The following is a 12,914-nucleotide window of genomic DNA, read 5'->3' on the forward strand; positions in this document are numbered from 1 at the left end:
TTCACGGGTTGAAGAACACCATCAGGAAAAGGATGACGAGCCAGATGAGCGCGGTGATGCCGGACAGCGCGGCGATCCGCCCCGTCTGCATCTTGGCGTCGTCGTCCGTCGACTCGGTGGACAGGGCCAGGATGGCGCTCCGCTGGTCGCGGTCGATGATCACCAGCATGACCGCGGCCACGATGAACAGCGTCATCGACGCCGACAGGTACGGCCGGGCCAGCGCGCTTCCGCCCAGGAACAGGCCGAAGAGGAAGACGCCGAGGGTCAGCAGCCCGAACAGCCGGGTCGACCGGTTGAGGTAGCGCAGAACGCCGACCTCGCGAGCCCGGATGTAGCGCGGTGTCACGCTCGTCACCGCCGTCAGCGGGCCGATCGCGAAGATGGCGAAGCCTATGTGCAGCCAGAGCAGCAGCTTGTCGAGAAACGACATGGGCCTGAGGCTATCGCCTCCGTGATCGCAACGGCACCGGCATCCCGGCTCTCCGGCAGATGGGGGCGTCATTCGCTGGGCGTTTCGTCGTTCTTGTCCGGCTTCTTAGGCCCGGTCCGTAGAGTGATGATCAACTCGACTCCGCTCACGAGCACGACCAGCACAGCGCCGAGGATTAGGTCGCGCACACTCACACCTCCTCCTTCCGCTCGTGAACGGAGGGCCGGCGACAGGCTGGACAACCCTCCTGGGGGTGGGTGGCGTAAAGGCATGAGGTGTGATCCACGGAGAGCCCGAGAATTCGCCGGGTTCCCGCAGTGATCGGGCCGGGAGGCAGCCGCGTCAGCGACTTCCTTCTGTCCTCGGCGTGGATGCCGATTACCAGGACGATGAGGACTCCCCCCACCACACCTGCGATCACCAGTGCCACGATCATGATTGTTAAGGGCATGATCGGCCTCCGCGGCGTGCTCGTACTCCGGTGCGGGGCATCACTGCTTTGTCCCTATGGTGATGCCTGCGATCACGAGCGCCACCACGACTACTGCGTCGGACATCGGTCGGCCTCCGTCATGTGTACCGAGGAGCAGATCTCCTGTAGACGATTTGTTGAGAGACGGCGTCTTCGGCGAACGTCTTTGTCCGATGAATCAGCAGGGCTGAGGGGATTCCTCTTCGTGTGGTGAGAATGCTTGTCGAGCGGCGGCGCATGGAAGGGAGGGTTCATCGTGCGCCGATGGCGGCAGAGAGCAGACTCGTGGTTCGCGTGCCTTCAGCGAGATGTCTCTGCGAGCCGGGTTTATGACGCCCGGTCGTCGGGACCCGTGGAGGTGATCGCGACACCGGTGGACGAGAAGAGATGGAGTAAGAAACGCGCGGCGGCCGTGATCACGCCGGAGGGCTCAGCGGAGAGGGAATTGCGGCCGTCTTCGAGATGAATTCCGAGAACAACGGCGAGGAATGCCAAGAAGAAGCCGGTTCCCAGGATGAATGCCACGATCATGACGGCGTCGAGCACGCTGCACCTGCCGATTTCTTCTAGATTGAGAGGTTGGCAGGTATATTTCCTGTTCGGTTCGCCGCTAACGATCAGCAATAACAATCGGTCTTCTGGGTGATCATGGTTGGGCTGGTTCTTGCCGTGGTTCTTGTGGTGCAGGTCCGGCTGCTATGGCTCATCGGTCCCACGGGGCCATATTCCAGTCATTGGCATGGTTGGAACGGTATGGCAATCTATGGGGTACTCGCGGTGGGGGCCGCTCGTTGCTGTTGAGCGGAAGGGAGCCAGGTGGGATGCCCGAGACGCTCTATCGGCAGGTGGCCGCCGCCCTGCGCACGCAGATCACCAGTGGAACCCTGCGTCCCGGCGCTCAGTTGCCGTCCGAGCCTGAGCTCGAGAAGACCTACCGGGTCTCGCGCAACACGGTCCGGCTGGCGCTCGCCTCTCTGGCCAACGAGGGGCTCGTCGAGGCCCGCCAGGGAAGGGGGACCTTCGTCCGGGAGCGCACGCCCTTCACGGTGCTGGCCTCGGCGGAGGAAGGCGCCGCCGACCAGAGTGACAGGGATGCCTTCAACGCCGCGGTGATCACAGCCGGGCGTAACCCGGATCAGAGCGGCTTCCGGATGGAGGTCCGTACGGCCTCTTCCGAGGTGGCGGCCCGCCTCCAACTGGACGAGGGTGCCCTGGTCGTGGTCCGGAGCCTGCTGCGGATGATCGACGGCCGTCCGTGGTCGGTCCAGGAGTCGTTCTACCCCATGGACATCGCACTGGGAACCGCTCTCATGTCGCCGGCGGACATCCCGTCCGGGACGATCTCGGAGATGGCGCGGCATGGTCACAGTCAGGTGGGTTACCGCGACGAGATCCTGAGCCGGATGCCGACCCAGACGGAGGCGGCCCAGTTGGGCCTCGGTGTCGGGGTGCCTGTACTGGAGATGTTCCGGACCGCCTATTCCGCCGATCGGCCCATTCGGCTCACCATAAACGTGTACGCGGGTGACAGCACACAGTTGGCGTATGAGATCGGAGATGTCGCCACGTTCGGTATTGGCGGCTGAGGTCCGGGATGGAGCCTCGACATGTCGTTACACGTACGCCTCGCTGTCGACGACGATCTTGAGGCCATCCTCGACATAAGGGAGCGCATCGCCGCATGGCTGGCGAGGCGTGGCATCGACCAATGGCAGGAACCCTGGCCTGACGAACAGGGGCAACGCGGCCGCATCCTCGCCGGAATACGAAAACGCGAGACCTGGCTGCTTTGCGAAGGCGCGTTGCCGGCGGCGACGGTTACTTTGGTCGACTACGACGCCGGAAATCTGTGGGCAGGCATCGAAGGCGGTCATGAGCCCGCTCTCTACGTGCACCGCCTCATGGTTCATCCGGGTTACATGAAACATGGAATCGGCGCGTACTTGTTGTGGGCGGCGCACGTCCGCGCCGCTCGGCGAGGCCTTCCCTGCCTCAGGTTGGACGCGTGGACCACCAATGATGGGCTCCATCGGTATTACGAGAAACAGAAATTCAAGCTTAAAGGGTACATACCAGACAAAATCCTCGAAAGCGCAGATTTGGTCGGATACCCCTCGGCAGCCCTCTTTGAGCGACGGGTCGACGGCATCCGGGGAGGGGTGCCGGAGCAGGTTTCGCGGCTAGGCGTCCGCTATGGAGCGGAAAATCCTTATACTCCGACACAGGATTTTCCTACCGATCTGATAGTAGACGTGCCGGTCGCAAAAACATTGGCTGTATATGGCAACTCGTCTCAGGCTCGGTTCTAAGGTCCCGTACGATGCCGCTGTCTGTTCCTTAAGCGGGGAGGACTAGCCCCGCACGGCGCAAGGATGCCCATAGATGATTGTCACGCCCGCACCGTACAGCCATGCGTGGCTGGCCCTTCCCGTCGCCTATGTCACACAGGTCGCGGAAGCACTCGGCCCTCGCGTCCTCCAGTGGTGGGACGACCCGTACGACCCGCGCGACGCGACGTTGAGGCTGGTGGATGGCACCGCTCTCGTGTGGGACGAGGAGAGCGGGTGGCGTCACGGCCGATTTTTCCGGGGCGAGAAGGGCATCAGGACCGAGCTGGAGGCCGCCCGTTACCTGGGCGGGGGCGTGCTGCCGTCACCGGCGGACGTCATCGATCTTCTGGACGACGCGGAGTACGGCAGCCCGGCTCGGATCGGCTACCGCTCCTTCAAGGATCTCCGCGACGGCTTCGACGAGGAACTCGCCGCGTACGCGGTGACCGTTTCACTCTGATCGCGATGCTCCCGCCCCGCGGATGAGGCGCCGTCCCCGTGGACCGGGGACGGCGCCGTCGTCAGTGGGAGCGGCGGGTGCGCAGGAAGTCGCTGACGACGTACTCGCCGAGGCGGTCGGTGCTGGGTGAGAAGACCCGGCCGCCGTTGCGCCGGGCCAGCTCGTCGACGAAGTCACGCAGGCGGTCGTCGGCGGCCAGCATGAACACGTTGATCGTCGCCCGCCGCCTGGTCATCTTGTCCACCTCGGCGAGGGTCAGCGCCAGGGTCTCCGGCGACGGCGGCCACTCGAACCGGGGCACCCCGCTGCGCATCAGGTGCGCGGTCGGCTCGCCGTCGGTCACGACGAGGACGACCGGCTCGAAGTCGGGATGCCGGTCGAGGTGGCGCCCGGCGATGAGCAGCGCGTGGTGCAGGTTCGTGCCCTGCACCATGTCCCATTCGAGGCCGGCCAGCTCGTCGGCGCGCAGCACCCGCGCGTAGTTGGAGAACCCGATGATCTGCACCGCGTCCTGGGGGAACTTGGAGGCGACCAGCGCCTGCAGCGCCAGGGCGGTCTGCTTGGCGGCCGCCCACGTGCCCCGCAGGGCCATCGAGTACGACAGGTCGACCAGCAGGCATACGGCGGCGGCCGACCTCCGCTCGGTCTCCGCCACCTCGAAGTCGTCCACCGTCAGCGTGACGGCCCGGCCCGAGGCGGCGGCGCCGCGCCGCACGCCGTTCACCACGGTCCTGACGACGTCGATGGGCTGCTCGTCGCCGAACCGCCAGGGCCGGCTCGCGCCGGTCGGCTCGCCGGCCGTCCCGGCGTCCCGCTGGTCGTGGTCGCCGCGACGGCCCGAGTCGAGCGAGGAGAACACCCGGCGCAGCGCGGTCTCACCCAGCCTGCGCACGGCCTTCGGCGTGAGCTCCAGCTTGCCGCGGTGGCGCCGCAGGTAGCCCTGGGCCTCCAGCTCACGCTCCACCTGCCGGAGGGCCCCCAGGTCGTCGACCGCCGACCGGCCGAGGGCCCGGCGGATCGCGTCCTCGTCGACGTCGTCGATCCGGGCGCCGGGGTAGTCCTGCCGGAGCGAGGTCTCCAGGTCGCTCAGGTCGGACAGCTCCTGCAGCGCGCTGACGGCGTCGCCCATGCCGGTCGGCTGCTCGCCCGACACCCGTTCCGGCGTGCCCCAGCCGAGGTCGGGGCGGCGGGCGTAGAGGGCGTCGCCGAGGCGGCTCATCTGCTCGGCGAGGCCGGCCTGCTCCAGCGTCTGCTCCATCAGCCCGGCCAGCTCCGCCCGCTGCTCGGGCGTGAGCGAGGCGAGCAGCCGCTGGGTGGCGGCGGCCCGGCGGGCCAGCTGGTCGACCAGCTCCTCCAAGTTCTGCGGGTTCTCGGGGAACATGTCCCCGTACTCCCCCATGAAACGGTCGAAGTCATCTTGCGTGTGCTCGCCGCGCGCGTCGCGGTCCAGCATGTCGTTGAGGTCCGCCATCATCCGCCGGACCCGCTCCATGGCGGCCGGGTCCTGGTTCGCCAGCGCGTCCCGCATGCCGCGGAACTGGCTGTCGAGCACCTCCCGGCGCAGCAGGTCGCGGAGCTCCTCGAACGTCTGCCGGGCCGCGTCCGACCGCCAGTCGTAGTCGGCGAGCTCCTGGATGGCCCTGGCCGTGTCCGACGGCAGCGCGTCGAGCGCCGCCTCGCGGAACCGGGCGTCGTCGGAGGGGTCGGGGAACAGCTCGGCCCGCTCCTGTCCGATCGCCGTGTCCAGCAGGGCGCGGGCCTGCTCCAGCGTCCCGTCCAGGCGTGTGTTGTCCCTCAGCTCGCGGCGGCGCCGCCGTACGTCACGGAGCAGGTCCTCCAGGCCGCGGCGGCCAGGGACGCCCGGCAGCCCCTTCCTGAGCAGGTCGCGCAGGGCGTCGAGCGGCGTCGACCCGGACAGGATCGCGTCGCCCATCTCGTCGAGCGCCGAGCGCACGTCGTACGGCGGGGCCAGAGGGTCCGGCCCGTCGTGGAATTCGCTGTACCGGTAGGCCACGCGATCAACCCGCCGACGTGGGGGTGGGGGTCATGTGCGGTACACCGCCCCGCCGGCGACCTCGTCCTTGGACAGGCGGCGCATCAGGTAGAGCCCTTCCAGGGTGAACTCCAGGGCGGCTGCGGCGTGGCCGGGCGACTCGTCGCCCTCGCCCATCCCGAGACGCGACATGATCTTGGACAGGCCGTCGACCCGCCCGATCCGGCGCAGCAGTTCGTGTGCGGCGACCAGCTCACCGGACTCGACCTGGGCGCCCTGGCTGAACCTGTCGAGCAGCGGCGCCAGGTCGGACCCGCCGAGCGTGCCGCGGAAGGTCTCGGCCGTCGCCCGGCGCAGCAGGTGGGCGAGCACGTCGGTCTCCCGTCCCTCCTCGCTGACCTCGAACTCGACCTTCCCGCGCAGCGTGTGGACCACGCCGGGCAGGTCGCACACCCGTGTCACGGGACGCTCCTCGCCGGTCAGCGCGGCCCGCCGTACGGCGGAGGCGGCGGCGGTCTCGGCGGCGGCGATCGAGAACCGGGCGGACACGCCGGAGCGGGCGTCCACGGCGGTGGACTCGCGGACCAGGCGGGCGAACCGGGCGATGACCTCCAGCAGGTGGTCGGGGAGGTCGGCGCCGAGCTCGTCGAGGGCCGCCTCCTGCCGGATCAGGACCAGCTCGTCGTCGAGGGACTGCGGGTAGTGGGTGCGGATCTCCGCGCCGAACCGGTCCTTCAGCGGCGTGATGATCCGGCCGCGGTTGGTGTAGTCCTCCGGGTTGGCGCTGGCGATCAGCAGGATGTCGAGGGGGAGCCGCAGGTTGTAGCCCCTGACCTGGATGTCACGCTCCTCCAGGACGTTCAGCAGCGACACCTGGATGCGCTCGGCCAGGTCGGGCAGCTCGTTGACGGAGAAGACGCCGCGGTTGGTGCGGGGGACCAGGCCGTAGTGGACGGTCTCCGGGTCGCCCAGCGTGCGGCCTTCGGCGATCTTGATGGGGTCGACGTCGCCGATCAGGTCGCCGACCGAGGTGTCAGGGGTGGCGAGCTTCTCGCCGTACCGGTCCTGGCGGTGCCTCCACGTGACGGGGAGGTCGTCGCCGAGCTCGGCGGCGAGCCGGGAACAGCGGACGCAGACGGGCGCGTACGGGTGGTCGTTGATCTCGCAGCCGGCGACGACCGGCGTCCATTCGTCGAGCAGGCCGGTGACGGTGCGGATCAGGCGAGTCTTGCCCTGGCCGCGTTCGCCGAGGAGCACCAGGTCGTGCCCGGCGATCAGCGCTCTTTCCAGGTGTGGCAGGACCGAGTCGTCGAAGCCGACGATCCCGGGGAATCGGGGCTCGCCGGCTTTCAGCCGGGCCAGGAGGTTCTCCCTGATCTCGGCCTTGACCGTGCGATGCCGGTGACCACTGTCGCGCAGTTCACGCAGAGTGCTGGGAGCAGGCGTGGGCGATTTGTGCACGCAGTCGAGACTACGTCCCCGCCCGGCGATCCGGCATCCCGGTTGGGCGCATCGGGCGCGGGTTCCGCCAATCGCGTAAGCCCCCGCGGGAGTCGATGCCCCTGGAGTGGGGAGAATCGGCCCAGGAGAAACACTCGAAACAGGAGGCGAGACGATGGCGGTAATGACGAGCCGCTTCGCCGACGGTCTCGCCGTGGGCACCGATCTGGTGGAGGCCGCCGAAGCAGCCATCCGCCAGGCCCTGGCCGGGCTGTCCGGCTCTCCGGACCTGGTGTGCTTCTTCATCTGCGGCGAGGAGCCCGACGATGTGAGCCGCGCGGGCCTGCGTGCCATGGCCATGGTGCCGGGCGCCCACGTGATCGGCTGCAGCGCGACCGGCGTGATCGGGGACGCGCAGGGCGTGGAGCTGACGCCCTCTGTCAGCGCCTGGGCGGCCTCGCTCGGGGGTGCCAGGATCTCCACGTTCGCGCTGGAGACGCTCCGGGCGGACGACCGGTTCGTGGTCATCGGCCTGCCGGAGCGCGCCCATGACGACCAGGTCGCCATTTTGCTGGCCGACCCCTACAGCTTCCCGACCGACGCCTTCATCGAGCACTCCGACGAGGTGCTCGGCAGCCTGCCGATCGTGGGCGGCCTGGCCAACGGCATGCAGGGCCGCGGCTCGGTCCGGCTGTTCGCGGACGGCGAAGTCCACGAGGGAGGCGCGATAGGGGCCCTCATCGGCGGCCCGGTGCAGGTGGCCGCCGTGGTGAGCCAGGGATGCCGGCCGATCGGCCCCTCCATGGTCGTCACCCAGGCCGACGAGAACGTCCTGCTGGAGCTGGCCGGCCAGCCGGCGCTGGCGCGCCTGGAGGACATCGTGAGCGCCCTCGACGAGGACGATCGCGAGCTGGTCGCCTCCGGTTTACAGATCGGCGTCGCCATGGACGAGTACGCCGAGCGGCACGAACGGGGAGACTTCCTCATCCGCGGAGTCATCGGCATCGACCCCGAGCGTGAGGCGATCGCGATCGGCGACGTGATCGAGATCGGCAGGACCGTCCGGTTCCAGGTCCGGGACGCGGAGACGGCGGGGGAGGACCTGTACGAGCTGCTCGACTCCCACCTGGAGCGGGCCGGTCCGGTCGACGGGGCGCTGCTGTTCACCTGCAACGGCCGCGGCTCGGCGATGTTCGGGTCGGCCGACCACGACGCGCTCGCCGTACGGGAGACGCTGGGCCGGATCGGGGTGGCGGGGTTCTTCGCGGCGGGCGAGGTGGGCCCGGTGGGCGGGCACAACCACGTCCACGGGTTCACCGCCTCGCTGCTCATCTTCTCCTCCGGCGCGGCTCCCGTGGCTGGCGGGTGAAACGTGGGCGACCTGGTCCTGGCGGTCGACATCGGCGGCACGAAGTTCGCCGCCGCCCTCGTGGAGCCGGACGGCCGGCTCCTGCGGTCGGAACGGGTCGCCACCCCGCCGGGCGGCGACGCCGAGACCCTGTGGACGACGCTGACCGGCCTCATCGACCGGCTCGGCATGCCCCACCGCGTCGCGGGCGTCGGGATCGGGTGCGGCGGCCCGATGAGCTGGCCCGACGGCGAGGTCTCGCCGCTCAACATGCGGGGCTGGCAGGGCTTCCCGCTGCGTGAGCGGCTGGCCGCGCGGTTCCCCGGCGTCCCGGTCCACATCCACAACGACGCCATCTGCCTCGCGGTGGCCGAGCACTGGCGCGGCGCCGGGCGGGGGAGCGCCGACATGCTGGGGATGGTCGTGTCGACCGGCGTCGGAGGCGGTCTGATCCTCGGCGGCCGGCTGGTCGACGGCGGGACGGGCAACGCCGGCCACATCGGTCACGTGGTCGTGGAGCCGGACGGCCCGCGGTGCCGCTGCGGCGGGCGAGGCTGCCTGGAGGCGGTGGCCCGCGGCCCCGGCCTCGCCGCCTGGGCCGTCTCGCAGGGGTGGTCCCCGGGCGCCGCAGATCTCCGGGACAAGGAAGATCTCTACCAGGAGGCGGGCCCCGCGACCGCCCGCAGGCTCGCAGCGGACGCCGCGGCCGGCGACCCGGTCGCGCTGGCGGCCATGGCCCGGGCCGGGCGCGCCCTCGGCATCGCGATCGCCGCGGCGGCCAACCTCTGCGACCTCGACCTGGTCACCATCGGGGGCGGGCTCTCCCAGGCCGGGCCGCCGCTGTTCGGCCCGCTGGAGGAGGCCCTGCGCGATCACACACGCATGGAGTTCGCCGGGAGGGTGCGCGCCGTCCCCGCCTCGCTGGGCCAGGACGCCGGGCTGGTGGGCGCCGCCGCGCTCGTCCTGGCCGCCGAGACGTACTGGTCGGCCGGCTGAGCCCGTACGAGCCGTTCAGCGGCTGCTGGGAGGATGGGGGTATGGCACTCCCAGAGGTGACGTACGAAGACGTCGTCGCCGCACGCGAGCTTCTCAAGGGCGTGGCCGCGCTGACTCCCGTGGTCCACTCGCGCGTCCTGTCCGAGACGGTCGGGGGCTCCGTCCACCTCAAGTGCGAGAACCTTCAGCGGGCCGGGTCGTTCAAGGTCCGCGGCGCGTACGTCAGGATCGCCCGGCTGACCGACGAGGAGCGGGCGCGGGGCGTGGTGGCCGCGAGCGCGGGCAACCACGCGCAGGGCGTCGCGCTCGGCTCCACCATGCTCGGCGCCAAGTCCACGGTCTACATGCCGATGGGCGCGCCGCTGCCGAAGATCGAGGCCACCCGGGCGTACGGCGCGGACGTGGTGTTCGCCGGGCACACGGTCGACGCGGCGCTGCTGGCCGCCAGGGAGCACGCGGACAAGACGGGGGCGGTGTTCATCCACCCGTTCGACCACCCCGACGTCGTGGCCGGGCAGGGGACCGTCGGCCTGGAGATCCTCGACCAGCTTCCCGAAGCGGCCACGATCGTGCTGCCCATCGGCGGAGGCGGCCTCGCCGCCGGGGTCGCGCTCGCCGTGAAGTCCCTCCGCCCGGGGGTCAGGATCGTCGGCGTCCAGGCGGAGCGGGCGGCCGCCTACCCGGACTCGCTCGCCGCCGGCCGTCCGGTGATGGTCGAGCCCTCGTCCACCATGGCCGACGGCATCGCGGTCGGGCGGCCCGGGGAGCTGACGTTCGAGCTGATCCACTACCTCGTGGACAGCGTGCTCACGGTCTCGGAGGAGTCGCTGTCGAGGGCGCTGCTGCTCTGCCTCGAACGTTCGAAGCTCGTGGTGGAGCCCGCCGGGGTCGCCGGGGTCGCGGCGCTGCTCGACCACCCGCACGCGTTCGAGCCGCCCGTGGTCGCCGTGCTGTCCGGCGGCAACATCGACCCGCTGCTGATGGCCCGGGTGCTGCGGCACGGCCTGGCGGCGGCCGGGCGCTACCTGGCCTTCCGCATCCGCCTGGCCGACCGGCCCGGCGCGCTGGCGGGGCTGCTGACCCGGCTGGCCGAGCTGGAGACCAACGTCCTCGACGTCGTCCACGAAAGGGTGGGGGCGCGCCTGCACCTGGGGGAGGCCGAGGTGCTGCTGCACCTTGAGACCCGAGGGCCGGCGCACTGCGACGAGGTGCTGAGCGCGCTCAGGCGCGACGGGCACACGCTGCTGTTCTCTTGACGACCGGAAGGCTCAGGTGGTGGCGGCGGGACGCTTCGGCTGGAACAGCCAGGCGTCGAAAAGGCCGCCCAGGCTCTTGCCCGACATCCGCTCGGCCAGCGCGACGAACTCCGCGGTGGTCGCGTTGCCGTACCGGTGAGCCGCCGTCCACTTCTTGATCAGGGAGAAGAACGTGGCGTCCCCGATGTCCTTGCGCAGGGCGTGCAGCGCCATCGCGCCGCGCGTGTAGACCGAGCCGTTGAACAGGTCGGCGGGCCGGGCCGCGCCAGGCGGATAGCTCCACATGGGGTCGGCCGCGTTGGCGTAGTACCTCTGGAAGAGGGCGTCGGCCGTGCCCTTGCCGGTGTGCTCCGACCAGAGCCACTCGGCGTACGTCGCGAAGCCCTCGTTGAGCCACACGTCCTTCCACCGGGTCAGGCTGACGCTGTCGCCGAACCACTGGTGGGCCAGCTCGTGCGCGATGATGCCGTCCTCGGGGGAGAAGCCGCCGTAGATCGGCTTGGTCTGGTTCTCCAGCGCGTAGCCGGCCGCGAAGTCGTCGATCACCCCGCCGGTCGAGGAGAACGGGTACGGCCCGAACACGGTCGACCAGTAGTCGGTGATCTGCGCGCTTTCGGTGTAGAGGTGGTCGAGAGAGCCGTGGAAGGCGGGGTCGACGGCCGCGTAGACCGGCAGGCCCTGCGCGCTCCTGCCGGTGCGCACCTCGAACTTGCCGGTGGTCATCGTGGCGAGATAGGTGACCATGGGGTGCTTCTCGCGCCACACGTACGTCGTCTTGCCGCCGCTCGTGCGCGGCGTCCCGTCGAGCTCGCCGTTGGCGATCGCCGTCAGCCCCTGCGGGACGGTGAGCGTGAAGTCGAAGGTGGCCTTGTCGGCCGGGTGGTCGTTGGACGGGAACCACGTCTTGGCGCCGTTGGGCTCGCAGGTCACGAACGACCCGTCGGAGGTCGCGACGAAGCCGTACGTGCCGAGGTCGGCGTAGTCGCGCACCGGCTCGGGGACGCCCGCGTAGTCGACCGTCACATCGAACCGGTCGCCCTTGGAGATCCGCGCGGCGGGCGTGATCGTCAGCTCGTCGCCCTGGCGGCCGAACCCGGCCGCCGCCCCGCCGACCGTGACGCGGCTCACCGTGAGCCCGTGCAGGTCGAGGTCGAACGACGTGAGGTCCTGTACGGCTTTCGCCTGGATCGCCGCGCTGCCCGCGAGCTGCTTGGTGGCGGGGTCGTACGACAGCTTCAGGCCGTAATGCTGGACGTCGTAGCCGCCGTTGCCGTCCAGCGGGAAGTCGGGGTCGCCGATGCCGGGGGCGCCGGTCGTGCCCTCGCCGGTCGCGAGGGCCCCAGCGGACTGCCCAGCGGACTGCCCAGTGGACTGCCCGGCGGACTGCCCGGCAGGCGCCGTGGGGGCGACCGCGCCCTCGGACGCGGCGCAGGCCGTGGTGGCTCCCACGAGGGCGGCGGCGAGGGTCAGCGGGACTCTGGTCGGAATACGGTGCGCAGACATATGTCCCGCCACTTTATGCGAGGGCGATGAGGTCACCGGGCATCCGCGGCGTGACTTTTACGAGGCCGAGGGCCGGAGATGGCCTGCCCCGGATGGCGAGGACCCGGCGGTTTCGCGGAGCGCATGTGTGCGGCGGGGTCAGGCGTCCACGACGACCGTGCGCGCCGCCTTGTCGTGAAGGGCCTGCTTCCTCCGGTCGAACAGGATCCAGGCGAGGTTGACGAGCCCGAGGAAGCACAGCCAGCCCAGGACGACCTCCACGAACTGGCGCAGGGCGATCTGGCCGGAGGTGGCGGGCCCTCCGGTAGCCCGAGCCACCCGCATGCCGAACAGCTTCTTGCCGATCGTCTGGCCCCGCCAGAGCGACTGGAGCAGCCAGAAGTAAAGGAAGCCGATCACCCCGGCCGCCAGCGCGTCGCCGACCCTGCCGGTGGCCTGCGGCCCGGTCGCCGGATTCGAGACGACGCGCAAGCTGTCGTAGGTGAACGGCGAAGAGATGATCGCCACGATCACACCGTCGACGATTCCGGCGAACAGCCTTCGCCACCGGCCGGCGAGCGGCGGGGCCGTCGTCCCGAACGGAGGCGGGGACCAGGGCTGCGGCTCCTCGTACGGCCCGCCCGGAGGCGGCGGCGGTGCTCCCATGGCTCGATTGATCACCGCGCCGCCGCCCGCCCAAAGCC

13 protein-coding genes are annotated in these 12,914 nt (G+C 70.0%); 6 read left to right on the plus strand and 7 right to left on the minus strand.

The features are described 5' to 3' along the window. Window position 1: 1 nt before the first annotated feature. From AB0B72_RS11075 to AB0B72_RS11085, 3 genes are all read right to left on the minus strand, one after another. Complete coding sequence (locus AB0B72_RS11075) at window positions 2-433, minus strand: hypothetical protein (RefSeq protein ID WP_367738441.1); 432 nt, start codon at window positions 431-433, stop codon at window positions 2-4. A gap of 68 nt (window positions 434-501) precedes the next feature. Beyond that, window positions 502-627: a hypothetical protein gene (locus AB0B72_RS11080; RefSeq protein ID WP_367738442.1), complete on the minus strand. Its 126-nt coding sequence runs from the start codon at window positions 625-627 to the stop codon at window positions 502-504. A 605-nt stretch (window positions 628-1,232) separates the two neighbouring features. After that, on the minus strand, window positions 1,233-1,451 hold the full coding sequence (locus tag AB0B72_RS11085) for a hypothetical protein (RefSeq protein ID WP_367738443.1): 219 nt from the start codon (window positions 1,449-1,451) through the stop codon (window positions 1,233-1,235). Window positions 1,452-1,726: 275 nt separating this feature from the next. Between AB0B72_RS11085 and AB0B72_RS11090 the strand changes: the two genes are divergently transcribed. The 3 genes from AB0B72_RS11090 (at window position 1,727) to AB0B72_RS11100 (ending at window position 3,695) form a co-directional block, all read left to right on the plus strand. Then, entirely contained in the window at window positions 1,727-2,491 is a 765-nt protein-coding gene (locus tag AB0B72_RS11090; protein ID WP_367738444.1) for a GntR family transcriptional regulator, read from the plus strand. 21 nt (window positions 2,492-2,512) lie between these two features. Further along, window positions 2,513-3,214, plus strand: coding sequence for a GNAT family N-acetyltransferase (locus AB0B72_RS11095; RefSeq protein WP_367738445.1), 702 nt, complete (start codon window positions 2,513-2,515; stop codon window positions 3,212-3,214). A 73-nt stretch (window positions 3,215-3,287) separates the two neighbouring features. Then, a complete protein-coding gene (locus AB0B72_RS11100) occupies window positions 3,288-3,695 on the plus strand; it encodes a DUF6292 family protein (RefSeq protein ID WP_367738446.1) in 408 nt (135 codons plus the stop codon). Between the two features lie 61 nt (window positions 3,696-3,756). Here the strand turns inward: AB0B72_RS11100 and AB0B72_RS11105 are convergent, their stop codons facing one another. Next, a complete protein-coding gene (locus tag AB0B72_RS11105) occupies window positions 3,757-5,709 on the minus strand; it encodes a hypothetical protein (RefSeq protein ID WP_367738447.1) in 1,953 nt (650 codons plus the stop codon). A 30-nt stretch (window positions 5,710-5,739) separates the two neighbouring features. Continuing rightward, a complete protein-coding gene (locus AB0B72_RS11110) occupies window positions 5,740-7,149 on the minus strand; it encodes a sigma 54-interacting transcriptional regulator (RefSeq protein WP_367738448.1) in 1,410 nt (469 codons plus the stop codon). Window positions 7,150-7,303: 154 nt separating this feature from the next. On the opposite strand from AB0B72_RS11110, the gene AB0B72_RS11115 reads away from it, so the two are divergent. From AB0B72_RS11115 to ilvA, 3 genes are read left to right on the plus strand one after another with little or no spacing between them, the layout of a single operon-like run. After that, window positions 7,304-8,497 carry an FIST N-terminal domain-containing protein gene (locus AB0B72_RS11115; protein WP_367738449.1) on the plus strand — a complete coding sequence of 398 codons (1,194 nt, stop codon included), beginning with the start codon at window positions 7,304-7,306 and terminating at the stop codon, window positions 8,495-8,497. Between the two features lie 3 nt (window positions 8,498-8,500). Then, window positions 8,501-9,472 carry an ROK family protein gene (locus AB0B72_RS11120; protein WP_367738450.1) on the plus strand — a complete coding sequence of 324 codons (972 nt, stop codon included), beginning with the start codon at window positions 8,501-8,503 and terminating at the stop codon, window positions 9,470-9,472. Between the two features lie 41 nt (window positions 9,473-9,513). After that, window positions 9,514-10,728, plus strand: a complete 1,215-nt coding sequence (ilvA, locus tag AB0B72_RS11125) for a threonine ammonia-lyase (RefSeq protein ID WP_367738451.1) — start codon at window positions 9,514-9,516, stop codon at window positions 10,726-10,728. 12 nt (window positions 10,729-10,740) lie between these two features. On the opposite strand, the gene AB0B72_RS11130 is transcribed toward ilvA, so the two are convergent. Beyond that, window positions 10,741-12,231 carry a M1 family metallopeptidase gene (locus AB0B72_RS11130; RefSeq protein ID WP_367738452.1) on the minus strand — a complete coding sequence of 497 codons (1,491 nt, stop codon included), beginning with the start codon at window positions 12,229-12,231 and terminating at the stop codon, window positions 10,741-10,743. A gap of 138 nt (window positions 12,232-12,369) precedes the next feature. Continuing rightward, complete coding sequence (locus AB0B72_RS11135; RefSeq protein ID WP_367738453.1) at window positions 12,370-12,876, minus strand: RDD family protein; 507 nt, start codon at window positions 12,874-12,876, stop codon at window positions 12,370-12,372. Between the last annotated feature and the right edge of the window lie 38 nt (window positions 12,877-12,914).

Origin of the sequence: Microbispora sp. NPDC049125 (assembly GCF_040802045.1) — a bacterium.
GTDB lineage: Bacteria > Actinomycetota > Actinomycetes > Streptosporangiales > Streptosporangiaceae > Microbispora.